The sequence below is a fragment of the Streptococcus infantis genome, assembly GCF_047465185.1.
In the GTDB taxonomy this organism is placed as follows: Bacteria; Bacillota; Bacilli; order Lactobacillales; family Streptococcaceae; genus Streptococcus; species Streptococcus infantis_O.
This window is the reverse complement of record NZ_JASHAJ010000001.1, coordinates 139,208-165,409: the sequence shown is the minus strand read 5'-3', so window position 1 is coordinate 165,409 and position 26,202 is coordinate 139,208. Positions and strand designations below refer to the sequence as shown.

General features: G+C 39.5%; 23 protein-coding genes. 7 read left to right on the top strand and 16 right to left on the bottom strand.

Annotated elements, in window-relative coordinates:
- The first annotated feature begins 76 nt into the window (after positions 1–76).
- Positions 77–262 carry a hypothetical protein gene (locus QM382_RS00800; protein ID WP_006148859.1) on the top strand — a complete coding sequence of 62 codons (186 nt, stop codon included), beginning with the start codon at positions 77–79 and terminating at the stop codon, positions 260–262.
- A 23-nt stretch (positions 263–285) separates the two neighbouring features.
- Here the strand turns inward: QM382_RS00800 and QM382_RS00795 are convergent, their stop codons facing one another.
- From QM382_RS00795 to QM382_RS00770, 6 genes are all read right to left on the bottom strand, one after another.
- Complete coding sequence (locus QM382_RS00795; RefSeq protein ID WP_414272128.1) at positions 286–1,134, bottom strand: NAD(P)H-hydrate dehydratase; 849 nt, start codon at positions 1,132–1,134, stop codon at positions 286–288.
- 3 nt (positions 1,135–1,137) lie between these two features.
- On the bottom strand, positions 1,138–1,962 hold the full coding sequence (locus QM382_RS00790; RefSeq protein ID WP_414272127.1) for a phosphate ABC transporter ATPase: 825 nt from the start codon (positions 1,960–1,962) through the stop codon (positions 1,138–1,140).
- Between the two features lie 279 nt (positions 1,963–2,241).
- A complete protein-coding gene (locus QM382_RS00785) occupies positions 2,242–9,531 on the bottom strand; it encodes an SIALI-17 repeat-containing surface protein (protein ID WP_414272126.1) in 7,290 nt (2,429 codons plus the stop codon).
- Between the two features lie 236 nt (positions 9,532–9,767).
- On the bottom strand, positions 9,768–10,625 hold the full coding sequence (locus QM382_RS00780; RefSeq protein ID WP_414272125.1) for a bifunctional methylenetetrahydrofolate dehydrogenase/methenyltetrahydrofolate cyclohydrolase: 858 nt from the start codon (positions 10,623–10,625) through the stop codon (positions 9,768–9,770).
- A 132-nt stretch (positions 10,626–10,757) separates the two neighbouring features.
- Entirely contained in the window at positions 10,758–11,492 is a 735-nt protein-coding gene (locus QM382_RS00775; protein ID WP_414272124.1) for an amino acid ABC transporter ATP-binding protein, read from the bottom strand.
- Positions 11,492–12,175: an amino acid ABC transporter permease gene (locus QM382_RS00770; RefSeq protein WP_414272123.1), complete on the bottom strand. Its 684-nt coding sequence runs from the start codon at positions 12,173–12,175 to the stop codon at positions 11,492–11,494. The genes QM382_RS00775 and QM382_RS00770 overlap by 1 nt, the downstream gene beginning before the upstream one ends.
- Positions 12,176–12,380: 205 nt before the next feature.
- Between QM382_RS00770 and QM382_RS00765 the strand changes: the two genes are divergently transcribed.
- The 5 genes from QM382_RS00765 to QM382_RS00745 all read left to right on the top strand — a co-directional run bounded on the left by QM382_RS00765 (position 12,381) and on the right by QM382_RS00745 (position 16,807).
- Entirely contained in the window at positions 12,381–12,611 is a 231-nt protein-coding gene (locus QM382_RS00765) for a DUF1797 family protein (protein WP_004253825.1), read from the top strand.
- Between the two features lie 240 nt (positions 12,612–12,851).
- Positions 12,852–15,101 (top strand): AAA family ATPase, encoded by a 2,250-nt coding sequence (locus QM382_RS00760; protein ID WP_414272122.1) that lies wholly within the window; start codon positions 12,852–12,854, stop codon positions 15,099–15,101.
- An 89-nt stretch (positions 15,102–15,190) separates the two neighbouring features.
- Positions 15,191–15,640: an NUDIX hydrolase gene (locus QM382_RS00755; protein ID WP_414272121.1), complete on the top strand. Its 450-nt coding sequence runs from the start codon at positions 15,191–15,193 to the stop codon at positions 15,638–15,640.
- Positions 15,641–15,703: 63 nt separating this feature from the next.
- On the top strand, positions 15,704–16,003 hold the full coding sequence (locus tag QM382_RS00750; RefSeq protein ID WP_254730369.1) for a DUF1827 family protein: 300 nt from the start codon (positions 15,704–15,706) through the stop codon (positions 16,001–16,003).
- A gap of 171 nt (positions 16,004–16,174) precedes the next feature.
- Positions 16,175–16,807 (top strand): GNAT family N-acetyltransferase, encoded by a 633-nt coding sequence (locus QM382_RS00745; RefSeq protein ID WP_247922170.1) that lies wholly within the window; start codon positions 16,175–16,177, stop codon positions 16,805–16,807.
- A gap of 46 nt (positions 16,808–16,853) precedes the next feature.
- Here QM382_RS00745 and metK read toward each other — a convergent pair whose 3' ends face one another.
- Both metK and QM382_RS00735 read right to left on the bottom strand, forming a co-directional pair.
- Positions 16,854–18,044, bottom strand: a complete 1,191-nt coding sequence (metK, locus tag QM382_RS00740) for a methionine adenosyltransferase (RefSeq protein WP_303407085.1) — start codon at positions 18,042–18,044, stop codon at positions 16,854–16,856.
- 236 nt (positions 18,045–18,280) lie between these two features.
- Positions 18,281–18,979, bottom strand: coding sequence for a GntR family transcriptional regulator (locus tag QM382_RS00735; protein WP_414272120.1), 699 nt, complete (start codon positions 18,977–18,979; stop codon positions 18,281–18,283).
- A 140-nt stretch (positions 18,980–19,119) separates the two neighbouring features.
- On the opposite strand from QM382_RS00735, the gene guaA reads away from it, so the two are divergent.
- A complete protein-coding gene (gene guaA / locus QM382_RS00730; RefSeq protein WP_414272119.1) occupies positions 19,120–20,682 on the top strand; it encodes a glutamine-hydrolyzing GMP synthase in 1,563 nt (520 codons plus the stop codon).
- 348 nt (positions 20,683–21,030) lie between these two features.
- Here the strand turns inward: guaA and QM382_RS00725 are convergent, their stop codons facing one another.
- From QM382_RS00725 to QM382_RS00690, 8 genes are all read right to left on the bottom strand, one after another.
- A complete protein-coding gene (locus QM382_RS00725) occupies positions 21,031–21,321 on the bottom strand; it encodes a DUF6881 domain-containing protein (protein ID WP_414272118.1) in 291 nt (96 codons plus the stop codon).
- A gap of 10 nt (positions 21,322–21,331) precedes the next feature.
- Positions 21,332–21,718 carry an HYD1 signature containing ADP-ribosyltransferase family protein gene (locus QM382_RS00720; protein ID WP_414272117.1) on the bottom strand — a complete coding sequence of 129 codons (387 nt, stop codon included), beginning with the start codon at positions 21,716–21,718 and terminating at the stop codon, positions 21,332–21,334.
- A gap of 112 nt (positions 21,719–21,830) precedes the next feature.
- On the bottom strand, positions 21,831–22,247 hold the full coding sequence (locus tag QM382_RS00715; protein WP_414272116.1) for a hypothetical protein: 417 nt from the start codon (positions 22,245–22,247) through the stop codon (positions 21,831–21,833).
- Between the two features lie 23 nt (positions 22,248–22,270).
- On the bottom strand, positions 22,271–22,789 hold the full coding sequence (locus tag QM382_RS00710; RefSeq protein ID WP_414272115.1) for a hypothetical protein: 519 nt from the start codon (positions 22,787–22,789) through the stop codon (positions 22,271–22,273).
- A 156-nt stretch (positions 22,790–22,945) separates the two neighbouring features.
- Positions 22,946–23,152 carry a hypothetical protein gene (locus QM382_RS00705; protein WP_049538195.1) on the bottom strand — a complete coding sequence of 69 codons (207 nt, stop codon included), beginning with the start codon at positions 23,150–23,152 and terminating at the stop codon, positions 22,946–22,948.
- A gap of 54 nt (positions 23,153–23,206) precedes the next feature.
- Positions 23,207–23,965 carry a type II toxin-antitoxin system toxin PezT gene (gene pezT / locus QM382_RS00700; RefSeq protein ID WP_414272114.1) on the bottom strand — a complete coding sequence of 253 codons (759 nt, stop codon included), beginning with the start codon at positions 23,963–23,965 and terminating at the stop codon, positions 23,207–23,209.
- Positions 23,965–24,441 carry a type II toxin-antitoxin system antitoxin PezA gene (pezA, locus tag QM382_RS00695; protein WP_414272113.1) on the bottom strand — a complete coding sequence of 159 codons (477 nt, stop codon included), beginning with the start codon at positions 24,439–24,441 and terminating at the stop codon, positions 23,965–23,967. The genes pezT and pezA overlap by 1 nt, the downstream gene beginning before the upstream one ends.
- A 279-nt stretch (positions 24,442–24,720) precedes the next feature.
- Positions 24,721–26,100, bottom strand: coding sequence for a VWA domain-containing protein (locus tag QM382_RS00690; RefSeq protein WP_414272112.1), 1,380 nt, complete (start codon positions 26,098–26,100; stop codon positions 24,721–24,723).
- Between the last annotated feature and the right edge of the window lie 102 nt (positions 26,101–26,202).

The window sequence follows — 26,202 nt, the reverse complement described above, 5'->3', positions numbered from 1 at the left end:
TTTATTTGAAGAGTCAAGTTTCTTGCAAGATTTGAAAAAAAATGATTGTATAGAATTTTAGAAAAGGAGGGAACTCATGAACCCATTAGATTTGTTTAATCAAGTAAAAGAACTCATTGAGAACAAAGATTTTTCTGCAGCAAAAACATTTGTTGAAGAAAACAAGGATCAACTCGGTGAGTACCTAAGCCAAGCACAAGCTTTGGTCTCAGGATCAGAAGGACTTGACGGTCTTGTAGATAAGGTCAAAGGCCTCTTCTAATCATCAAAAGACACCTGATATTTTCAGGTGTCTTTTTGTATTTTTTTCATAAATGCAGGAATATGTTGACTAATCGTGGTTGGCAGAACTACAAAGTTGTCCTCAGCTAGTTCTTGGGCAATGGCTGAATGTAGATAGGTCGCTACTGTCACTCTTTCATAGAGACTTGCTCGAGGAAATTGCCCTGCAAAGCCAGCGATCATCCCAGCCAGAGTATCACCCATTCCCCCAGTCGCCTGATAAGGGCCACCAACACTCAACTGATAACAATCAGTTTGACCAGCTTGCCAAATTCGAGTAGCAGGACCTTTTTGAACTAGAATCGTTCCTGAAGGAAATCTCTTCATAGCCTCTCCTGTTTCCTCAGTTCCTTGGGAAGTCAAATCTAATCCTGACAAGACTTGCCATTCCCTTTGGTGTGGAGTTAAAACAAGCTGAGCCTTAGGAAATTTCATTCCCGTCTTCGCTAAAATGGATAGGGCACCACCATCCAGTATGAGGATCTGGTCTTGGACTAAATGATGAAAGACTGTTTGGAGAAGCTCTTCTCCACGCTCATCGTCCACTAATCCAGGTCCAACCAAGACAACACTTGCTTTCTTCAACTGTTGCTCCAGTAATTGCTTATCACCAAGGTCAAAAGCCATAGCCTCCGGCAGATGGCTATGCAGAGCTGGAATATTCTCTTTATCCGTTGCTACTGTCACCAAGCCTGCGCCACTTCTAACCGCCCCTAAAGCAGCCATAATAATCGCTCCCCCATAGGGATACGTTCCTCCAATCAAGAGAAGACGACCGTAGTCTCCCTTATGACTAGAACGAGAACGCTCGATAATCACTTTCTTTAGTAGAGCTTGATCAATCTCTTTCATAAGCTACTCCTTCGACTTATCCTTACCATATAGCACTTGATTAACCTTAGTATTCCAAGCCTGTAACCCTTCTCCCTCATAGTCTAGGTACAGCACTCTATCTTGTAATTGACTGGGAATCAAACCTTCAAAACAAGCCTTATCTTTTGAAGGAATAACACACAAATAAAGAAAGGTATTCAAATCTAAACTATCTCTTACCTTCGCAACGTGATAGCCGTCAAATATATAACCTGGTGCTTGAATTAATTCTTCATACAGGAAATGAAAACTAACTCCAGGAATGAACTTTTCTTGCAATTCCTCCTCAGAAGGTGCCCGTCCTAACAAACGCTCCATAGCGAGTCGGTAACCCGAAGTCGTATTAGACCATCCAAACATGATATAGTCAAAATAGTCTGCTGGATCAGAAGCTGCATTACGACTATCTGTAACTAGCTCCGCCCCAATTTTACCAAATACTTTAACCGCTGACATGAGTTTGCCAGTCTGAAAAATAGCCTGAGCCACCTCAACTGTACAAGTATGACTACAATAATTTGAAGTTACCAACTTCTTATGGATATCATAGGTAGAAGCTACAAGCTGATGACTTGGTCTGTAGGGAGGAAAATAGCTATGCTCTTGCAAGTAATCATGAATTTGTATTTTTAATTCATGATCCTCACATTCCACAATGGTCTGACGATGATGATCCTGTTCATAAGCAATAAACTTTGCCAGCTTCTCCAATTCCCATGATTGAATCTGAGGATAGTTTTCAAGAGCAAATTGATAGATTCCATCCCACTGGAGACTATAATCTGCATTACAAACTTTTACAATCATGATCCTTCTCCTCACATTCTCTTACTTTCATTATACACCTCACTGCCCAATTAATAAAGAGAGTGGGACAGAAATCGGTCATTCGTTAGAATTCGATTTCGTCGTCCCACCTCCGCACAGTTGAGTAGGGCTGTAAAAGCTGATGAAATCAGCGTAGTAGAGCTCACTCAACCACTGCGACTTGCTCGACAATCCATAGACAATTGAGAGGCTAGGACTTTTGTCCCAGCCTCTTCTTTTATAATGATCAACCTTTTGAGAATAGTAAGTTATGAATCATTATTCTTCCTTACGTTTCCCATTTAGGAATGCTGCTGATAAAGCTAGACTTAGACCTGCTAGGAAAATAGCTGTATCTGATTGACTTTCCCCAGTTTCTGGAAGTCTTGCTGAGTCTGCTTTTTCTGAAGCATTTCCAAGAGCTTGGGAACCCTGAGTCTGCTCAGCAGAAGCCTGAGTTTCTGAAGGCTTGTCAGATAAACCTCGAATATCTGCAACTGGTTTATCGATTGTTGGAGCCGCTTGGTCGCCTGCGGTTCCTAGAGGTCCTGTGTATTCTGGGAGCTCGTTCTTATCTGCTTGCACAGCATTGACTCCACCCTTGAATTCAGGCACTTCATTTTTAGCAGCTTCAACCCAATTAGCTCCGCCCTTAAACTCTGGAACTTCATTTGTAGCGGCTTCAACCCAGTTAGCTCCGCCTTTAAACTCTGGAACTTCATTTGTAGCAGCTTCGACCCAATTAGCTCCGCCCTTGAACTCTGGAACTTCAACAATTGGGGCTGCTTGATCGCCTGCGGTACCGATAAAGTCGCTATATTCTGGAACTTCGACAACTGGGGCTGGCTCCTCACCTACAGTTCCAATAGGGGCTGTGTATTCTGGAATTTCAAGAACAGGAGCTGGCTCGTCACCCTTGCTACTTGTAACAAGTGCTTTCACTCCTACTTCAACAATTTGATCTTTTGCATCTATTGTTTCAGTGTGAACAATTTTACGACTTGTTCCTAATATTTCGACATAGTCTACTTTTTCTCCATTTTTACCTTCTGAGACGATACGACGTTCATCTTTGGCTAGTTCACTATTCTCACGAATAATTTCCTTGAATGGAATGATAGCTTTCTCAACTTCTAGACTTGGACGGTCTAGAACAAGAGCTTGATCATCCACTGCATGACTAGCTTCTGAACCAGCTTCAAAGTGAAGGCGATATTCTTTCACAAGACTACCATCTTTAGCAAGGAGTCGAACAAGTGTTGGAAGATTGTCTTGATTTGACTCAATGACAGTTGCTACACCATGACCACTTGTTTGGACTGTCACTTGTGGTTTCGCTCCATTAGCGGTTAAACGATATTCTGAAACAGCAGGGTCAAAGTTTTCCAATGCTTTTCCAGCAACTGAAATAGTCACTGCAGGTGTTTCTGAATCACTTGCTTTGGCTGGAGAATAGGCACTAAACTCGACCATTGCAAGACCATTGGTTGTTGATTTGCGAGTCATACGTGCGCGAATAGCAGATGTCTGAATCGGATCAAAGGTAAATTCGATTGGCTTACCAGCCACGATTGCTCCAGATGCTTTATAAGGAATTTCTTCCCAATTTTCTGCCTTGTTAAACGGATGATCCGCATTTTCCTCATAACGTGAAATGGTGCTTGGTTCAGAATAAGTTGGTCCAACGTATCTTTCGAGTACCATTGTCGCTGGTGCATCTGTTCCACTGTCTTTGAAGAATTGGATTGCTACTTTTCCAACAGACTGAGGTGTAATCTGACCGTTCTTCTTAAAGAGAACTCCCACGGACACTTCTTGATCTTTTGGAGTCCGAGACCAGTTTGTCCAACGATTATCCTCATTAAATCGACCATCGTTGATATAGAAGATTTTATCATTAGAAGCGGCATCGGTATCGTTTGTAGTAGAGGCAAAGGCTTTAGAGTCAGTCGCATTATTGCTTGCATTCTCAGAGATAACTTGATTTCCTCTTGCCAGAACGGTTACTTGCATCTTAGTTGTCAGGTCTGTTCCTAGGATATGACCAAGCACTTCAAAGGTGCCTTCCTGGTCTGTCGCATGTTCAGCCACTGCATCCCATTCTACGGCTAGTTTATCTGTAGTCCAATCTGTTTCTGTTGGATAGTATACTGTCAATTCTGTAGGTAATTGAAGCTTATCGCCAACACTCAATGTCATGGCAGCATTTTCGGCAGCTACTGGTTGTGTAGATTCTTTTTTACCATCACGGAAAATGCGATACTCTTTCAAGATGCTTCCGTCTTCTGCCTTCAAAATGAGGCGTGTTGCTCCTTCTGGGCTTGTAGCAGGGACAATCGTTACCACACCATTGTCGCTTGCTGTTGCAGTAATCACTTTGCTAGCTTGAGGAATATGATAGTCTGTCTTAGCTGGATTGAAATGTTCAAGGCTCTTGCCATCTACTTGGATAGAAATCTCTGAACTTGAAGCACTTGGAACTTTATTTCCTAAGATAGTGATTTCGGTCAAACCGACACCAGCCGTACCATTTGCTTTCTTCATGCGAATACGAACTGCATAGGTCTCAACCTTATCAAATGTAAAGTGGTTAGTTTGGCTTGCAGATAATTGTCCTGGAGCTTTGAGATGTTCAACCTCTTTCCAGTTGGTAGCATTGTTAAATGGATGCTTGGCATCTCCTTGAGCATGATTGACATCAGTTGGTAAATCTGGAATTTCTTGACCAACATAATACTCGATGACATATTCTTTTGGAAGTCCAATCGCACCATCTGTATAGAAATCAACTGAAAGATTGTCGACAAAGCGTTTGGTTAAATCTCCCGAATTACCAAATAAGATAGACGCCCAATCGTTATCAGTATTTGTTTGCCATGTAGTCCATCTATTCTTGACATCTGTATTGGCTCTTGAAACGGTCAAGTCATTCAGAGTATTGGCCGAATCATCTCCACCAGTATTGGATACGATAGCTGCTGGCAATTGTGAACCTGTCCATTGTTTCGAGATATTATTTCCCGCAACAACCTGACTGGAAACACGAACATGAGCCTTGGTAGTCAGAGAGCTACCAACCAATTGACCTTTGATTTCAAAGATTCCTTCAGTTTGACTAAAGTTAGCTGGCACCTTATCCCAAACGACATCATTATAGACAGTTGTTCCATTAGAATGGTAGGCACGAACGTTAGCTGGCAATTGAACCGTTTCACCCTTAGGAAGAGTGAGGCTGATTTCTTCTGCAACCTGCAATCCTTCAACAGTCACATTTGCAATAGCTTCAATGTCTGTACCTTCTACATGACCTTTTAAGGTAAAGCTATGATAGCTTGCAAGTTCATGTTCATCTACCTTATCCCACGTTACAGTTACCTTACGAGGCAAACCTTTGTCAAATTCTGCTCCAATTTGATCAGGCAAATTCGGTTGCTGATTGATATCTGTAGAGATAGTCACTGGATGAAGCTTGACAATTTTCTTGTCTACTTTATTTTCTTTAATGACCAGCTCTGTTGCTACAGATTGAGTCTTATCAGTTTGATTATCAATACGAGGAGTGAGGGTTACATGTCCTTTCGTGTAAAGAAGTAAGTTCTGACCATTTACCTCTAGATGACCACCATCAGCTGATTTAGCTTCCAAATGGATATCTGATGATGAAAATTCAGTCTGTGACCCATCTTCGTAATGTCCAATGACATGATAAGGGAGGACTTGATCTTCTGTTGCATTTTCTTTACCTTCTACACTTACTTCTAAGCGTGTCAAGGCAGGAGCTTCCTTCACGAATTGAATCAAGTAAGTTTGAACTAAATCACCCTTCTGGTCACTCAAGAATACAGAGGCCTGATAATCATTAGCCGCTGAAGCTTGTTGAACTGTTACCTGATAGCCACTTGTCTGTGCTCCGACACTTGGGATTTTAGCAGTATAAGGAAGGGATACTCGGTAGTAAGTCTTTCCAGGCTCAAAGTTTTCAAGCGTCTTATCTCCAACCGTGAGACCTGTGACAGTACTTTCTGTCTCTTTGTCACTTGCAATAAAGGTCGCTGTCACCTCGTAGTCATTACCTACTAATTTACCAGTTGCTTCCGTACGTCCACCTTCCTTGGTCAAGGCAGAAGGATCTTTCAAGGTCCAAGAAACGACATCTGCATCAACTAAGTTTCCATCTGACAAAACAGCCGTAACTGTCTTGTCCAAATCTTGCACAGCTGTACCAACAGGAACTGTTGCTACCTTAGGCAACCACTTATCGAGCGCAACCACCTTAACTAGAGCTTCAGCCTTAGCTTCGATACCCTCAACATGACCAAGAACTTTTTTCTCTCCAGCACTGGTAAGGAGATCATCTGGGATATCCCAAGTCACGGCTTTTTCTTCAACACTACCGTCGCTATAAATAGCTGTCACTGTATCTGGTAGTTTAGGATTTTCGCTGACATCAGTTCTTGCCTTAACAGGGGCAAAAGCGACAAAGTGACGGTTTTCTTTTTTACCGGAAACAGTTGTGACTGTCGCTTGATCAGAAGCTAAACCTGCAGAATCGGCATACAGGGTAAATTTACCTTCTTTTTCAGTGGATTTAACAATGACAACCCCTTTACCATTGAAGGCTTTTCTTTGCCATGTGCCATCTTTCTGAGCTTTGTAGCGTTCACGGCTAGCTTGTTCTCCATTATCCACACCAACGATTTGTCCTTGCCCATGAAGATTGAAGTGAACAAGATTATTGGCAGTTGGAACGACATTGCCATCTTCATCAACGATTTCATAATGGATATATGATAAATCTTTTCCGTCTGCAGTGATGACATGTTCTTCCTTGGTGAGCCGAACTCTAGCTGGTTCTCCTGCTGTTGTCACACTATCACGCGCGATCTCTTTGCCATTTTCATCCCGAGCAATAGCCGTTAAAGTACCTGGTTTATAGTCAACCAACCACTCAAGATACAATTCACTTGGTTTAGCTCCCTCGTGATAAGGGCGGCCATCTTCGGTTGTTTTCTTAACAAATTCTTTCTTGCCGAGAGATTTGTTGTTCAGAAGTAATTCTACGCTAGCAGCATTTGAGAAGGTCCGAACTGGAACCTTGCCATTGATGAGCATATTGCGTTCCTTGAGCGTTTCATCTGTCCAATTCCAGTGAGGCATGATACGAACAGTTGGTTTTTCTTTGGCACTATACCATTCACTACGGTAGAGATAGAAATCATTCTTAGGCAAGCCTGCCGTATCAATGATACCAAAGTAAGAGCTTTTCACTGGTGTATTATCTTGGTTATGCCAAGGTGTAGGCTCACCGATATAGTCGAAACCAGTCCAGATGAACTGACCTGCATAGCCAGCACGATCACGGTCAAAGGTCCAAGATTCAGTAGCTGTTCTACCCCAGGCTACACGGTCATTACCATAGTCTGACTGTTCATAATGACGATTTGGACGATTGTCGTGCCAGAGTAAATGAGCAGGATCAAAATAAGAATCTCGAGTTCGAGTCGCTGAAGAAGTTTCAGAACCGTAAATCAACCAGTCTGGATGCGCTTTACGAACAGCATCATAATTCCGTTCACCATAGTTCATACCGACAGCATCCATAATTGCTGCCAATTTCAAGAATTCTCCAGTAGACCTATTACTAAATTTGTTCTCACCCATGGTCACATAGCGCTCTGTATCGATTGCTTTGATGATAGCTTTCAAGCGCTTAGCTGTTTCTAGTGAACGTTCCCCACCATCTGCTTCATCCACTTCATTACCGAGTGACCACATGACGATGGATGGATTATTTTTATCACGTTCGACCATGGTTCTCAGGTCAAAATCAGACCACTTCTCACCCTTCTTGGCTTCTGGGTGGGTTGCATCTTGGTCAAAGAAACGTCCATAGTCATACGTTTTCTTGCCACGATACCAAGTATCAAAGGCTTCTTCTTGGACCAAGAGTCCTAGACTAGCAGCAGCATCTAGTAACTGTGGACTTGCTGGATTGTGAGTCGTACGGATAGAGTTAACTCCCATATCTTTCAGGAGTTTTAATTTACGATAGGTTGCCTTATAATTTTCTTCTGCCCCCAAGGCACCATTATCATGGTGGATACTAACTCCGTGGAATTTCATTCTCTCACCGTTCAGTGAGAAGCCTTCTTTAGCTGTCCAGTTGAAATAACGATAACCAAAAGTATCTTCTGTTACATCAACTAGCTGACCTTCATTATAAACCTTGGTTTTTAGAACATAGAGCTGAGGATGGTAGCTTTTTGTTGTCCAGAGAGTTGGCTTGTTAACCAAAATCGTTTGCTTAAAGTCAGCTGTCTCATTTCCTGATAGAGTCTTAGTTACAGAACGAACTAAATCTGAAACAACCTTACCTTCCTTAGTAAAAATCTGTTGCTCCACAAATACCTTGGCTAGAGTCTTGGCAGTATTTTTGATCTTGCTTTGGATTTGTGTTTCAACATTGCCATCTTTTTGTTGAGCTAATTTCGGAGTTGTAATATGATTTCCATTTTCAGCCACTTGCACCTTATCACGATAGCTAAGCGTCACATCACGATAAATACCACTTCCTGAGTACCAACGACTACTTGGTTGCTTATTAGTCACTTGAACAGCAATGGTATTCTCACTGCCATCTTTAGTTAAAAATTCAGTAATATCATATGAAAAATGGTTGTAACCACTTGGATAATGACCTACAAATTGACCATTGACATAGACCTTAGAGTCCATGTAAACTCCATCAAAATTAATACGAACGTCTTTGCCCTTGGCAGCTTCGTCTACAGTAAAGGTCTTACGATACCATGCAGTACCCCCGTTTAATTGACCACCTTCGTTTCGAGCAGGAGATTTGTGATCAAAATCAAAATAGATACTCCAGTCATGAGGAAGGTTCAACTTAGACCAGTCATGAACATCCACGTCTTTCTTAGAAAAATCACCCTGAGAATTTAATTTAAAATACCAATCTTTGTTAAAATTTTGTTTTCTTTCTTGTAACAGTTGGTCTTCTTTTTCTTTCTCTTTGGTAACTTGAGGTAAGTCTGTTGCAGAAGTATTTTCCTCCTTAACTTTATGACTAGTTACTGGTTTATTCTGATTTGCTTCAGCAGTATGTTCTTCCAAAACTGCTGGCTTTTCAGAACTAGCTTCTGAAACTGTAGGCGCTTTTTCATCCACTGTAGTTGCTGGTTTTTCAGCTTTATCTTCCTTAGGGGTGACTACTTCTGCTTCCTTTTCTTCCTTAGGACTTGTTGCCTCAGTCGCCTTTTCTTCAGTTGCTGGTTTTTCAGTTTCCACCTTATCCTTTTCTTCTTTATAAGTAGAAGAATCTTGTGGACTGTTTTGCTCAGCTTTTGCAATGGCTGCAGCAAGATCATCTGGAAGTTTATCTAAAGGTTGAACTTGATGAATTGTTTCTTCGCTAGGACTAGCTGTTTCTGCTTCAGCTGCTTGCGCTACCTGAAGACCAAAAATACTAGCTCCAATCATAACTGAAGCCGCACCAATTGCAAACTTACGAATACTAAAATGACACCGTTTTTCAAAAAATCTCTTATCCATTATGGTTCCTTTCTAAGTTATAGTAAGCGATTACATTTTGCTTCAAAAAATAAACCTCCCTCTAGACGCTTACTTCATTTACATATACATATTGTTACTTTTAATATATCAAAATAGTAGAGTTTTTTCAATAATTTGTAGAAGTTTTACTGGAATTTTAGTAGAAATCGAGCAAGAAAAAAGCAAGTTCTAAAAATAACTTGCTTTTAAAGTTCTATTAATAATTACAGAGATGATTAATCTTTATCCAGCGTTCTTAAAGCCGCCTGATAAGTCTGCTCCATCAGCATAGTAATGGTCATAGGTCCTACTCCACCAGGTACAGGTGTGATATGGCTAGCGACTGGTGCAACAGCATCATAGTCAACATCTCCACAGAGTTTGCCATTTTCATCTCGGTTCATCCCCACATCAATAACAACTGCCCCAGGTTTGACAAAATCAGCAGTCACGAACTTAGCACGACCGATAGCTACGACCAAAATGTCGGCTTTAGAAGCTACTTGGGCTAGATTGTGGGTGCGAGAGTGGGTCAAGGTTACAGTTGCATTTTTAGCCAACAGCAACTGAGCCATGGGTTTCCCGACAATATTGGAACGACCAATTACGACCGCATTTTTACCTTCTAAGTCAATCCCATATTCATGAAACATTTCCATAATTCCTGCAGGTGTTGAAGGAATCATAACTGGATGACCAGACCAGAGGCGTCCCATGTTGAGAGGATGGAAACCATCCACATCCTTTTCTGGATCAATAGCTAGTAAAATAGCTTCTTCATCGATGTGTTTTGGTAATGGAAGCTGGACCAAAATCCCATGCCATGCTGGATCTTGGTTGTATTTGGCAATCAACTCCAACAATTCCTCTTGAGTAATGGTCTCCAGAACACGTACAACTTCACTTTGGAAGCCCGCTGCGATAGCTGAACGTTCCTTGTTACGAACGTAAACTTGGCTGGCTGGATTTTCTCCGACTAAAATGACAACTAAGCCAGGCACCAAGCCTGTCTCTTCTTTTAGTTTAGCTGTTTTTTCAGCCAGTTGTCCTTGTAGCTTGGCTGCTAAAGCCTTCCCATCAATAATCTGTGTCATGTATTTTCTCTTTTCTAACAAATATCCTCTATTATAACAAAAAATCGCTCGACCTTCTAACACTTCTTACCTAAGATACCCTATAGTCTGAAACTATAAGAAAAAGCCCTCTTGGAGCTTTTCATCATATTCTTACAAAACCTTACTCAAGAAATCCTTGGTTCTTTGTTCTTGTGTTTGATCAAAAATTTGCTCAGGTGTTCCATCCTCGACAACTACACCGTCAGCCATAAAAATAACACGGTCTGCTACTTCACGCGCAAAGCCCATCTCATGTGTTACGATGACCATGGTCATACCTGACTTGGCAAGTTCTTGCATAACTGCTAGTACTTCCCCTACCATTTCTGGGTCTAGGGCAGAAGTCGGTTCATCAAAGAGTAGGACATCTGGTTCCATAGCAAGACCACGCGCGATAGCGATACGCTGTTGTTGCCCGCCCGACAAGCTTTGTGGATAGGCATCGGCCTTATCTGGCAATCCAACCTTTTCCAAGAGCTCAAGCGCTCTCTTCTCAGCCACTTCCTTACTTTCTCCCTTAGTCTTAATCGGAGAAAGTGTAATGTTTTCCATGACTGTCATATTCGGGAAGAGATTGAACTGTTGGAAAACCATTCCCATCTTTTCGCGCATGGCAAAAAGGTCATTTTTCTTATCCGTAATGTCAACACCCTCAAAGATAACCTTTCCTTTTGTAGCTTCTTCAAGGAGATTCATCGAGCGAAGGAGGGTTGACTTACCGCTACCAGATGGTCCAATAATGACCACTACTTCCCCTTTTTTAATTTCAAGATCAATCCCTTTTAAAACTTCATTTTTTCCAAAACTTTTATGAAGGTTTTCAATTTTTATAAGTGTTTCAGTCATTATTTTTTATCTCCTTGTCCCATACGATTTTCAAAAGCTTTCAAGGCCAGCGTCAAGATAGAGGTCATAATCAAGTAGTAAAAGGCTGCGAATAGAAGTGGAGTTAAAGGTAAGTAGGTGGTTGTTGACACCGTAGTAGCTCCATTCCACAACTCCATAACCCCGATAGCTGACAAGAGCGAGCTATCCTTGATAATGGTAATAAACTCATTCCCCAAGGCTGGTAAAATATTCTTGATAGCCTGTGGTAAAATGACATAGCGCATAGCATTTTTAGGGCGAATACCTAGTGAATAGGCTGCTTCTAGTTGTCCTTTTGGCACTGCATTAATCCCAGCACGAACAGTTTCTGATACATAGGCACCACTATTCATAGAGATAATGATAATCCCTGGGATCAAACGAGTAAGATCAACATCTAAAATCCCAATTTGAATCGTTGGAGCACTAATATGCATCAGGGCAAAAGCAATCATAATCTGCACCATCATCGGTGTCCCACGGAAGACCCAGATATATAGATTAGCAAACCAAGCAAGTGGTTTAATCTTCGAACGTTGTGCAAAGGCCAACACTACCCCTAAAATAGTCCCCAAAAAGACCACTAAGATAGAAATGATAATCGTAACAATGGCACCATAGTTAAAATACGGTAGATATTTCGATAAAAAAGAAAAATTCATGGATACTCTACTTTCTATTTTTAATATTTAAACTCAAAACTTGTATAAGGATAACATATTTTGCATAAAAATTCAACATTTTCTCCTAATATTTTCAATAAATTTTCAAAGACGATAGAAATAGCGAGAAATCTTAGTTTTTTTCTAGTCAAGTGGAGTCTGTTTATGGTAAAATAGTAAAGATAAGAAATGGAGGAGAATCAAAATGGAATCACATTTGGTTAGAATCATCAATCGCTTAGAAGCAATGACAAAAGATGGTGGTAATTTAAAACGTAACTTTGAGCGCGAAGGAGTTGTTGTCGCAGAGGTTGCTTTTAACCACGACGAAGAAAACGGACCACTTTTCACACTTCGTGACGTTGAAGCTCGTGAGACTTATACATTTGATAGCATCGACCTCATTGCGATGGAAATCTACGAACTTTTATACTAATAGTTGAATATGGGCTGGAGAATACTCCTGCTTTGACCAATGAAAATCCTTTTTGCATGACAAATGGGATTTTTATTTTTATAACTAAAGTCTAGTAAGAATTGCCTGGAATGTTTAATTGTAACAAGCAATCTTTTTGCTTGCTTTCCCCTTTAATCATGATATAATGAGACTAAAGAACTTTGACTATTTTTGACCTTTCTATTTTAGTCAAAGCCAAGAAAGAAACGAGGTAGTGGTATGCTCTGTCAAAATTGTAAAATCAATGACTCAACAATCCATCTTTACACTAATCTGAATGGGCAACAAAAGCAAATCGATCTTTGCCAAAATTGCTACAAAATTATCAAAACAGATCCTAACAATAGCTTATTCAAAGGCATTACAGATTTAAACAATCGCGATTTTGATCCATTTGGAGACTTCTTTAACGATCTGAATAACTTTAGACCTTCTTCAAATAATAATGTTCCTCCAACCCAGTCAGGTGGTGGATATGGTGGCAATGGTGGTTTTGGTTCCCAAAATCGCGGGCCAGCTCAAACACCTCCTCCTAGCCAAGAAAAGGGCCTCTTGGATGAGTATGGTATCAATATAACTGAGATTGCCCGTCGTGGAAATATCGACCCAGTTATCGGCCGTGACGAAGAAATCATCCGTGTCATTGAAATCCTCAACCGCAGAACTAAAAACAACCCAGTACTGATTGGGGAGCCTGGTGTTGGTAAGACAGCAGTTGTCGAAGGCTTAGCACAGAAAATTGTAGACGGTGATGTTCCCCACAAACTTCAAGGGAAAGAAGTCATCCGCCTAGATGTCGTGAGTCTTGTTCAAGGCACAGGAATTCGTGGACAGTTCGAAGAGCGCATGCAAAAACTCATGGAAGAAATCCGTGAGCGCAAAGATGTCATCCTCTTTATCGACGAAATTCACGAGATTGTCGGTGCTGGTTCTGCTGGAGACGGGAATATGGATGCAGGCAATATCCTCAAACCAGCCCTATCTCGTGGTGAACTTCAGTTAGTGGGTGCTACTACCCTCAATGAATATCGCATCATCGAAAAAGATGCTGCCCTTGAACGTCGTATGCAACCTGTCAAAGTTGATGAACCAACTGTGGAAGAGACTATTATTATTCTTAAAGGTATTCAAAAGAAATACGAAGATTACCACCACGTTCATTATACTGACGGAGCTATCGAAGCAGCTGCTACTCTCTCTAACCGCTACATCCAAGATCGTTTCTTGCCGGATAAGGCCATTGACCTTTTAGATGAAGCTGGTTCTAAAATGAACTTAACCTTGAATTTTGTGGATCCAAAGGTCATCGACCAACGCTTAATCGAAGCAGAAAATCTCAAGGCTCAAGCAACTCGAGACGAAGACTTTGAAAAAGCAGCCTACTTCCGTGACCAGATTGCCAAATATAAGGAAATGCAAAAGACCAAGGTAACGGATCAGGATACTCCAATCATCAGTGAAAAGACGATTGAACACATCATTGAACAAAAGACCAATATTCCGGTTGGTGATTTGAAAGAAAAAGAACAGTCTCAACTCATCAACCTAGCAGACGACCTCAAGGCTCATGTCATCGGTCAAGATGATGCAGTTGATAAGATTGCTAAGGCTATCCGTCGTAACCGTGTTGGACTAGGTACTCCAAACCGTCCAATCGGTAGCTTCCTCTTTGTTGGTCCTACTGGTGTCGGTAAGACAGAACTTTCTAAACAACTAGCTATTGAGCTTTTTGGTTCTGCTGATAGCATGATTCGCTTTGATATGAGTGAATACATGGAAAAACACAGCGTTGCTAAACTCGTTGGTGCCCCTCCAGGATACGTAGGCTATGATGAAGCAGGTCAATTAACTGAGAAAGTGCGTCGCAACCCCTACTCACTTATCCTCTTGGACGAGGTTGAAAAAGCCCATCCAGATGTTATGCATATGTTCCTTCAAGTATTGGATGATGGCCGTTTAACGGATGGTCAAGGTCGAACTGTTAGCTTTAAGGATGCCATCATTATCATGACCTCAAATGCAGGTACAGGCAAGGCTGAAGCTAGTGTTGGTTTTGGTGCTGCTAGAGAAGGTCGTACCAACTCTGTCCTTGGGGAATTAGGCAACTTCTTTAGCCCTGAGTTCATGAACCGCTTTGATGGTATTATTGAATTTAAGGCTCTCAGCAAGGAAAATCTCCTACAAATCGTTGACCTTATGTTGGATGATGTGAATAAACGTCTCTCAAGTAATAACATCCATTTAGATGTAACAGATAAGGTGAAAGAAAAACTTGTAGACCTTGGTTACGATCCAAAAATGGGAGCTCGTCCACTCCGTCGTACCATCCAAGACTATATCGAAGATGCCATTACAGACTACTACCTTGAAAATCCAAGTGAAAAAGACCTCAAGGCAGTCATGACAAGTAAAGGTAAAATCGTGATTAAGTCCAAAAATAAAACGGAAACAGTCGAGTCAAACGACTAATTCCTCACATACAAAAGAATGTTCTTGCTTGACAGCGAGAACATTCTTTACTATTATAGAAAGAAAGCGCACTCACGAAGGAGAACTTTATGGCAAATCCAACATTTGGAGAAAAAAAAGAGGGAGTAACCTACAAAAATAGATATGGCGTTTATGCAGTCATACCTGATGCAAATCATGAAAAGATTATCCTCGTACAAGCTCCAAATGGTGCATGGTTCTTACCAGGAGGTGAAATCGAAGAAGGCGAAAACCATCTTGAAGCTCTCAAACGAGAGTTGATTGAAGAATTAGGATTTACAGCTGAAATCGGCACCTACTACGGGCAAGCTGATGAATATTTTTATTCTAGTCATCGTGATACCTACTACTACAATCCAGCCTATCTCTACGAAGCTACTTCTTATCAAGAAATCCAAAAACCTCTCGAGGACTTCAATCGTCTAGCTTGGTTTCCAATCGATGAAGCTATTACTAACTTAAAACGCGGAAGTCACAAATGGGCGATCGAAGCTTGGAAAAAACAACATCAAATTTAAACTATCTTTACCAAATTTCCCAAAAAGTGCTATAATAGACATAGAAATACAGGAGGAAACCCTATGAAGCTTATCAATACTACAAATTCACACTCGCAACTTGTTAAAAGTCAGCTAGAAAACACAGACGCAACGCTTGTAGAGGTTTATTCTGCGGGAAATACAGATGTTATTTTTACTCAGGCTCCACTTCATTACGAAATCCTCATTTCCAATAAACATCGGGCAATCCGTGAAAAAGAAATGGAAATAATCAAAGAATTTTTCCTCAGTCGTAAAATTAATCAACAGGCTATTGATAAGGCAAATATTAAAACCCTCTATTCTGATAAATTGATTGAGATTTCAATCCCTACAAAATAGAATTAATCTACCCTACAGTTAAAACTGCGGGGTTTTTTAATACCTTTTCTTGTTTATATCTTTAAATAAATTATTGTGAATAAAGCTTTTTGTGAAAATTTCACATTTTAATCGAAAAATGTGAGAAATTTCGTTATAATAGATAGAGAGATTTTAATGAAGGAGTTTGATATGAAAGAAATAGTATACAGAGAAGCCAGGCTAGATGAATATCAAAAAATTGGAAAAGTGTTGGCTGGTGCCTTTATGGACTACCCTTTCATGACTCTTATCAAAGATGATTTAAAGAAACCAGAATATTACCCAGCATTCTTAGAATTGTTGTATAGCCTTTTGACCAGACTTTACATCAAAGGAGAGACTTGTCTAGTTGCTGAACGAGATGGGGAAATCCTGGCTATCGCACTTTTACAACAAAAGGATTTTTCCATCCTATCTTATCTGTTGAATGGTATTATCAAGCTTTTCCGCTTTATTACCCCCCGCAATCTCTTGAAGTATCTAGATTTAGTTGATCGCTCTGAACAACATTTGAAAAAATCTGGGAACTTTGATTGGTACTTGATGATGCTAGGAGTCAACTCTTCAATCCAAAACCAAGGAATCGGGAGTGCTTTTCTACAAGAAGGTGTCGAACCTTATCTTAAATCCAAAGGCTGCAAACGCTTGGGCTTGATTACTAGTACTGAAAAAAATGTTTGTTTCTATGAAAAAAACAAGTATGAATTACTAGATTCGATGATGTTAGAATACGGAACAAAATCTATTGGAAACTGGGCTTTTGTAAAAATCCTGGATAACTAATTTTAAACATAAAAAAGATTGGTCCTTAGACCAATCTTTTTTATGTTTACTTAACGGCTTCTTTCAAGGCTTCTACTTTATCCAAGCGTTCCCATGGAAGATCAATATCTGTACGTCCCATATGTCCATAAGCCGCTGTTTGACGGTAGATTGGACGTTTGAGGTCAAGCATTTGAATGATTCCTGCAGGACGAAGGTCAAAGATTTGACGCGCAGCTTTTTCAAGTTTACTTTCAGCTACTGTTCCTGTACCGAAAGTATCGATACGGACAGATACAGGTTGAGCTACACCGATTGCGTAGGCCAATTGCACTTCTGCTTTCTTAGCAAGACCTGCAGCAACAATGTTTTTAGCAATGTAGCGAGCTGCATAAGAAGCGGAACGGTCAACCTTAGTCGCGTCCTTACCAGAGAAGGCACCACCACCGTGACGTGAATAACCACCATAGGTATCCACAATGATCTTACGACCCGTCAAACCTGAGTCCCCTTGAGGACCTCCGATAACGAAACGACCAGTTGGGTTGATGAAGAATTTAGTCTCATCGTCAAGATAAGAAGCTGGAATCACTTCCTTGATAACCTTGTTAATCACATCCTCATGGATTTGTTCATTGCTCACTTCTGGATCATGTTGGGTTGAAATAACAACTGTATCCACGCGCACTGGTTGATCATTTTCATCATATTCAACAGTAACTTGCGATTTGGCATCTGGACGAAGGTAACTAATTTCACCAGACTTACGTAGCTCTGCCAAGCGACGAACCAACTTGTGGCTAAGTGAGATTGGCAATGGCATGAGTTCTTCAGTTTCATCAACTGCAAAACCAAACATGAGACCTTGGTCTCCAGCCCCAATCAAATCAAGTGGATCTTGATCCGCATTCCCACGAACTTCCAAGGCTTCATTAACCCCTTGAGCGATATCTGGAGATTGCTCCACCAAGGATGGGTGTACTCCCACCGTCTCTGCAGAAAAACCATACTCTGTATTGGTATAACCAATCTCTGCAATAGTATCACGAACCACACGGTTGATATCCACATAAGCTGTAGTTGAAATCTCACCAAAGACATGAACGGAACCAGTATAAACAGCTGTTTCAGCAGCAACGTGTGCCTCTGGATCTTGCTCTAAAATAGCATCCAAGATAGCATCTGAAATTTGGTCTGCAATCTTATCTGGATGCCCCTCAGATACAGATTCAGACGTGAATAATTTACGTTCTGACATAAAAATGTCCCCCCTTAAAAAATATTCGTTATAGAGTTACAAAGAACTGGTAGGAAGAGTATTTACAATCAATCCCACCACCTTATCGGGACCATATAACCTAACTATTATAACACGAATCTTTGAAAAATACTCGTATGATTGCTATTTTTCTTACTAGGAAAATGTTTTCTAATCACAACCAAATAAAAACTCTTAAAATAGAAGAGTTTCTACTTTAAGAGTGATGTTATAAACTAATTATTTTCTAGATAAAATTCAAACCGTTCTCCGACGTATTGGCTCTTTACATACTCAAAAGCCGTTCCGTCATCAAAGTAAGAAACCTGGGTCAGACCTAAAATAGCATGTCCCTTTTCTACTTCTAGATAATGAGCTATCTTTTCTTTTGCTAAACGTGCATAAATGGTCTGATGAGATTTACCAATTCGATAACCATGTTTCTGCAAGGTTTGAAAGAAATGCTTGGTTACTTCTTCTTTTTTGAAATTTTTGATAAATTTCTCAGGAATTGAAGCCACTTCATAGACAACAGGAAGCTTGTCCGCATAACGAACACGTTCCATCCGAATGATATTGTCAGTTGGTAGTATACCTAGTTTAGCCACTTCTTGCTCATTCGGAATCGTTCGACGATAAGAAATCAGATGACTCGATGGTGTTTTACCCTGAGCCTTCACAATTTCCGTAAAACTGGTCGTTCCACGCATTTTTTCCTGAACACGAGTACTAGAAACAAAGGTCCCACTACCTACACGACGCTCTAAAACCCCTTCTTCAACCAAAAGAGAGATTGCTTGACGTAAGGTCATGCGGCTAACGGCAAATTCTTCTGCTAAATCTCGCTCACTTGGGAGTCTCTCTCCTATTTTCCAACTTCCCTCATCAATGTCTTTCTTGATTTGGTCGTGGATTTTCATATAAGCTGGTAACATGCTTGCTCACTTCTTTTCTTTATTTTTTCCATTGTACCGTAACTCATAGGGAAAAGTCAAACCGCACTTGTTTAGTTGGTAATTCTAACCCTTTTATGATAGAATATTCAAGAAGATATTTCTTTGAAGAAAGGGAAAAGATGAGCAACATTTCAACTGATTTGCAAGATGTCGAAAAGATCATCGTACTGGACTATGGTAGCCAGTACAACCAACTCATCTCACGTCGTATCCGTGAGATTGGTGTCTTTTCAGAACTAAAAAGTCACAAGATTTCGGCTGACGAAGTCCGTGCTATCAATCCTGTAGGGATTGTACTTTCAGGTGGTCCAAACTCTGTTTACGAAGAAGGATCGTTTGATATTGACCCAGAGATTTTTGAACTCGGTATTCCGATTTTGGGAATCTGTTATGGTATGCAGCTATTGACTCACAAACTTGGTGGTAAGGTTGTTCCTGCAGGTGACGCTGGTAACCGTGAATACGGTCAATCAACATTGACTCACACAGAATCAGCTCTTTTTGCGGGTACTCCAGATGAGCAACTTGTCTTGATGAGTCACGGGGATGCTGTAACGGAAATTCCTGCTGACTTTGTTCGTACTGGAACTTCTGCAGACTGTCCTTATGCATCTATTGAAAACCCTGATAAGAAAATTTACGGTATCCAATTCCACCCAGAAGTTCGCCACTCAGTTCACGGTTATGATATTTTGCGTAACTTTGCTTTAAATATCTGTGGTGCCAAAGGTGACTGGACTATGGATAACTTCATCGAGATGCAAATCAAACAAATCCGTGAAAAAGTTGGAGATAAACGTGTTCTTCTCGGACTTTCTGGTGGTGTTGACTCTTCTGTTGTTGGGGTTCTTCTCCAAAAAGCAATCGGCGATCAATTAATCTGTATCTTTGTAGACCACGGTCTTCTTCGTAAAGGGGAAGCTGACCAAGTTATGGATATGCTTGGTGGTAAGTTTGGTCTCAACATCGTTAAAGCAGACGCTGCCAAACGTTTCCTTGATAAATTGGCTGGTGTATCTGATCCTGAACAAAAACGGAAGATTATCGGTAACGAATTTGTCTATGTCTTTGATGACGAAGCAAGCAAACTAACAGATGTGAAATTCCTTGCTCAAGGAACTCTTTATACTGACGTGATTGAGTCTGGTACGGATACTGCTCAAACCATCAAGTCTCACCACAATGTTGGTGGACTCCCAGAAGACATGCAGTTTGAACTGATCGAGCCACTCAACACTCTTTACAAGGACGAAGTTCGTGCACTTGGTACTGAACTTGGAATGCCAGACCACATCGTATGGCGCCAACCATTCCCAGGACCAGGACTTGCTATCCGTGTTATGGGTGAAATTACTGAAGAGAAACTAGAAACAGTTCGCGAATCAGATGCTATCCTGCGTGAAGAAATCGCTAAGGCTGGACTTGACCGCGATATCTGGCAATACTTCACTGTTAACACTGGCGTTCGTTCAGTAGGTGTTATGGGAGATGGCCGTACTTACGACTACACCATCGCTATCCGTGCCATCACTTCTATCGATGGAATGACAGCTGACTTCGCTAAGATCCCTTGGGAAGTCCTCCAAAAAATCTCAGTTCGTATCGTAAACGAAGTTGACCACGTTAACCGTATCGTCTACGATATCACAAGTAAACCACCAGCAACCGTTGAGTGGGAATGATTTATAAACATGATTTGAAGTGAAATGGTTGTTTTAACAGCACTTTCGGTTATTATAAAAGGTTAAAAATCAATCAAAATTGATTGGTTCCCCACCAAAAATCCCACCAGAAATATTCTGATGGGATTTTTTTATATTAAATTTTATTCTTCTATTATTTGATGCTTTACGAGCTTTCTTAAGACCTGGTTGGAAACATTTCTATTTGAATAAGTTTCAAGATGGGCTTAAAATCAATGTTTTCCCACATTTACAGAAAACTGAATTTCATCTAATTTGAATCAATTTCAGAATAAATTCAAACAGGATAATCATCATCATGTTGCCAATAAGTTCGATAGTATTCCATTATTGGTCCCCCGTCTGATTTTTATCATTAAAAAGTTGTAATGTTTTTTCAAAATCATTTTTTGAAATTTCTATTACGGTAATTTCCTCACTATCGTTGATAGATTCTAAATCTTCATCGGTAGGAAATTCACCCAACTCAAAGGGAATATTAGCATCATAATAACTAATTTTTCCATCTAAAAAAATTTCTAGTTTTCTAATCTCATACCCCTGATTATCAACTTCCGAAAATATCCATGTTGCATATTCGAGAGATGACTGCTCCCAATAAGTTCTATAATATTTCATTAGCTTTCTCCTAATTTTCACCATAATTTACAATACGATTTGTTATATCAAGAGAAGATTCATTAGGAACAAGGTACACTCCTTCTCTTCCTTTTATAACATTTAAACCATTTGTATCAATTTCAAGATAATGAGAAGTTTGCTTGTATTTCCATGGTGTAGCATAAAACTCTCGAGATAATTGACCGTTACTTTTAGAACCTGGAGCAATATCCGTAAAATATTGACCATTACCATAACGAGCATCTTTAGGATTATTCGCTTTTAACGATGGATTTAGAGTTCCTGTATCTAATATTCCAGTCAACCCTTTCTCGGACGTATAATGATATAAAGTAGATGGTTTATCAACAATATCTGGCTTATCCGCAGACATTTGGAGATTCTCTACTGTCATTGGTAGACGTCCACCTGTAGGCTTCGTCGTCACCACATCATCCTTAGGAGCCTTCTTATGCCTTATTTTTAGTATGTTTACACACGTACTTAATGTTTCCTATATTAAAAATTTAAAAAGTGCTCTTCCAGAAAAAATCATGTTCTGATAGTTTGATTCTTTCCACAGTAACATCCCTAGAAATGATATTGAACTTGACTAATCCTTCTAAAACTATCCTGGTTTGAAAAAAACTGCCATCGTAATATTCAAGAGATATCTCTTGACAGGTATACAAGTGATTTTGTGTAAAATCTTTTACTTTAAATTTTTTGCGATTTTGTGCATCTGTCTCATAATTCAGTGATGCACAAGCAAGGAAACTGACTTTCCAACATTCCTCTAAATCTACTTTATTCTCGTTATAACTTTCTATGTATATATGGACTTCATCGCCAAAATATAATATTTGTAAATCTAGAATCCGACAATCCCAATAGTCAGTCTGATTTATCTTATCCTGCTTCTCCCTTATTTCAAAGTGTTTCATTAATATTACCTCAATTTCTGATGTTATTGGTCATTAATCCAAGGAACATGTGCTTCCGAACTACGATAATCAACTATTTTCCCATTTATATCTAAAGAATTTTGGGCACCATCATAAAAATGCATATGAGGATAATTTGTTTTAGAATCTGGTGGATCAATTCGAATTATCGGTTTAGGATTTACATTGTCATAAATGTGTACAAAACCATTATTATTTTTTAACTCCCATCCCTTTGGCAAAGCTCTCTGGATACTCTCTAAGCTCATATTAGAAATTTGTCTCGGTGATAAATTATCAAGTGTTGACAATGGTTGCAAGGTTCCACTATATTGTTGTGGTCCATATGGCCTTAACGGTTTTAGAGGTCCATTATATGGTTGGGGGCCGTAAGGTGAACCTGTACCATTCAAATTTAATTTTTTCCCACTTTCCGATCCCCACTTCATACCATTACCAGTCGGAACACTAGAACTGTATTTAGCAACCTGTCTTCCTGCAAGCGCAGCCGTTACATTTTGAATCGGTGCAATCCACGGCACATATGGAGCGATAGCTTTCTCTATATCACTCGCTGGTGTCCCATCTATCTGACGATTTCATCCACAACATTATCTACAGTCGCAATTTCTATAAAATTTTTAGGCTATAGTGAAATTATCGTAGGAATCTATCCAAAACTCTAGAAAATTTTATTTTTAACCAAAGTAAAAAAATAAATCTTTACAAAAATCAATCTCCTCTTGAGTTAAATCTCCGTTTTTTTCTTTATCTAAACTATAGAGTACACCTCTCACAGTATTAACAGACTCTGCTTGCTCTAACATTTGTAAACGTATTTCAGGATTATCAATGTATTTAATAATAATATTACATAATTTTTCTTTAACATCATTATAATTCATATTAGTCACCTATAATATCTACTTTTTTTAATGTACTCATAAATTAGCCCTTCGTCACTTATCAATCTCTCTCAACCGCTCCTGTCCCATCTTCAACATCTCTTTTTCCACCTTGTTCCATTTTCCGAAGAGGCATTCTTGTAGAACTTCTGCTGCTGAGATTTGATCTACTTCCGAATCATAAACACACGATTGATCTCTTTGATAAATTTGAATTTGATTAAAAATTTTGTCATTTTCTAACTCTCGTAAGTTATCAACTAAATGTTCTACAATTCCATCATGGTGCTCTTTGGGAGTCGCTCTCGCTTGACTAGGGTCTAAAGCATGGAGCTCCTCATAACGTATCAAAGTACTGAGATAGGACAATTCTGGCTTAGTCGCAATCAGTGCAAGTGAGACTTGATATCCTCTAGTTGCCAATAATTGTGCCGTTTTTCTAGGAACTTCTGTTGTTCTCAAGGTACCCTCGATTAACAAATGATAACCTTTCTTACTCAACTCATCTACAAGATATTCAACCATTTGGCCCGCAAATACTTTGGTATACTCCACACTATCTTTTCCATACTTTTCCTGTAAGCCAAGGTAGTTCGGATGAAAAGAGCGATAACTATCTCCATCAATGATAATGATATTGCCTTGAAATTCCCTTTGTTTAATACGATGAATCGTTGTCTTACCAGCACCACTCTGTCCACCGAGCAAAATAGCCTTAGGCTGAGATGAGGTTGTTTTTCCACGAGTTAAAGAACGAACGAGTCGTTTGGATGCTCGTTCAAAATCATCTTGACTAAATTCTTCTAGTTTCATTAAGCCACCACTAGATGACTAGCTTGTTCTAGCATACGTTCAATGCCATCCAAATAGCCATTAAATCGCTCTATATCCTCAAAAGTTGCAACAAGATAAATCCTCGTATTAATCAAATCAGAAAGATCATCGCTCATTAGAACCCAAGGATTAGAAGTATCGTCATATGCAATTCCTTGTTCATCTTGAAAACGATAAAGTTGCGCTAAGATATTCGCTCCTCGTTCCTTTATCAATTCTATTTTTAATGTTAACTGATAATCTTCAACTGGTGTGAGCATTTTTTCCTCCCCTACGATATCGATATAGGAAACATTAAATTTTTTGCAGATACGATCGATTAATTCTGTCGAAACTCGACTTGTCCCATTTTCATAACGACTCAGACTATTTCTAGAGATACCAACAATCTTTGCAAACTCAGGCTGGGTTAATTTATGTGTTTTACGTAACGTTTTTATATTTTCTCCAATCATGTAACTCCTCCTTTTATTTATTTCTATTATAGCACAAAAAATAAAAACGCACCAAAAATGGTGCGTCTTTATCTGTTGCATTGTTGCTAAACCAATCATCTAATACAATGGCTTTATCAAATAATCTATCTTATCTATTTTAAAGACAAATTTACCACAAAAACACACTGAAATACTCGTCCCAGTGTGTTTATTTTATTTTAGGATAACTTCATCAAAAAACACCTAATAAAAGCCAATATAGCTCTACTTCAGGTGTTTTGTGTGTATTAAAGTATCTTATTGTTCTTTAGATTTTCTAGCGCTTGTAGCCAATCCAAAACCTGCGAGCATAATACCTAGACCCAAAAGAGTTTGGTTACTAGAATCATTGCTTCCTGTTTCAGGAAGTTTAGCTGGTGCTGGTTTGTAAGCAGTAGGTTCTGGTTTAGGAGTTACTTTCTGCTCCAAAACTGGCACAGTTGTACGACGTTCCAAGTAGAATTGGTAGCTGTCTTTTGTTACCTTGTACTGACGTCCCTCACTGACTGTTTCCACAATCCATGAAGCTGCATCCTTAGTTAAAGAGTCAGCTAAGTTACGATCAATATCCATTAAACGTCCCTCAGACACAAAATCTTTATAGTTTCGTTGATTATACAAGGTTGTCGCTACGATTCTATCAATACCAGCTTTTTTCAGAGTTGTTAATGTCTCAGCGATAGATGGAATTGACGGATCTTCTTTCATCCTAGCATCTGTTAACAACACCACAAACTTTTTATTTTTTGGTGACTTAGACCAGTCGTAAGTAGAAACAATCTTTGTGAGAGCAGGAGTTGCTGTTTCAGGAGAATCTCCCCCATGTGCAATCTTAATTTTTTCTAAAGCTTTTTCAAGTTCAACTGGATCTGTTGTAAAATAATTCTCACCAAATTTCGTTAGAATTGTATCTTCGTCAGTTTTTCCTAATCGACGTCCGTATACTTCATCACTATATGTAGCTAATCCAAAACGTGCCGCTACTCCATCTTTGGCAAGATTTCTTGCAAACTCATTGACATTTTTACGAACAGTATTAATCGTTGAAGACATAGATCCTGAACGGTCAACAACAAAAACAATATCTGCTTCTCCTGCTTTTTTAACAGTTGGTGGTGTTTTAGTTATTTCCACAGTTGTTGTCTTGTCTACTCGTTCATACTGAGTATAAGAATTTCCATCTTTATCCTTAGCTGCTACAGTATTCTCTTTTGTCGTAGTTACAGGATCTGGAAGTTTTTCCACTTTTTCTGGAGCAATTTCAGTTTTGGTTACCTCAGCTACAGAGGTTTCAATATGGACTTTCTGATTGCCTTCTTGACTTTCTTTTACTTCGACAGCAGATTCTTTCTTTGAGACATCAATCAAATCCCCAGCTTTTGCTTCAGTTTCTTTGACAATAGGTCTTGATTTTTCAGTTGCAATTTCTGCTTTAGCCTCCTCAATAGGCGATTTGACTTCTTCAACTACTTTTGGTGCCTCAGTTACCTTAGTAATTTCACTTGACGAAACTTTACTAGTTTCATCAGCAGAAACTTGTCCAAGTTGTGCAAAAGCAAAGAGGATAGCCACAGATGCCAATCCAACTTTCATTTTACGAAACGAAAAACGTTCTTGCTTAAACATTCCTTTTGCCATAATGACCTCTTTTCTTTAACAGATTTAATATTTTTTAAAAATCTGTTTTTTTTTAGAATAACATAAATTAAGAATGTTTTCAAATATTTTCTGGAATCAAAA